This is a genomic window from Phormidium sp. CCY1219 (genome assembly GCF_055795085.1).
Window position 1 is genome coordinate 1 of sequence record NZ_JAYFEQ010000201.1, and the last position, 483, is coordinate 483.

Sequence of the window (483 nt, forward strand, 5' to 3'; positions counted from 1 at the left end):
AGATTTACCGCATTGCTATCCAAACCTATGGACTAAAATTGATTATTTATGAACCGAGAGATAAGGTGATTTTGCAATGGAGCGACTAGCAAAATATAGACCAACCATTCAGTTCCTCTTGACGGAATATTCTACCGGTTCTTCTTTGGGGGGAGAAATTGAATCGGAAACGGGTTTTGACCTCAAGGCGAATCGGTATTTGTTGGTTGATTTAGGATGGGATAAACCACGGAAGATTTATAATTGTTTGATTCATCTGGAAATTCGTTCGGGAAAAATCTGGATTCAGCGCAATCAAACGAACTGTTATTTGACGGATGCGCTATTAAGTCGGGGCGTGGAACGGGAAGATATTATTTTGGGACTACAGCCGTCTGAGTTGCGAGAATATACAGGTTTGGGGGTGATTTAGTGGTGAGCAATGGCGTAAATAAACCGGGTTTCTAGTCGCATTTTTCTGAAAGGTGGGTGGGGTTCAAAAAA

Annotated in this window: 1 protein-coding gene; it reads left to right on the top strand. The window is 41.6% G+C overall.

The features are described from left to right. Nucleotides 1-76 precede the first annotated feature (76 nt). Complete coding sequence (locus AC0QH1_RS01325) at nt 77-412, top strand: XisI protein (protein ID WP_324628944.1); 336 nt, start codon at nt 77-79, stop codon at nt 410-412. The last annotated feature ends 71 nt before the right edge of the window (nt 413-483 follow it).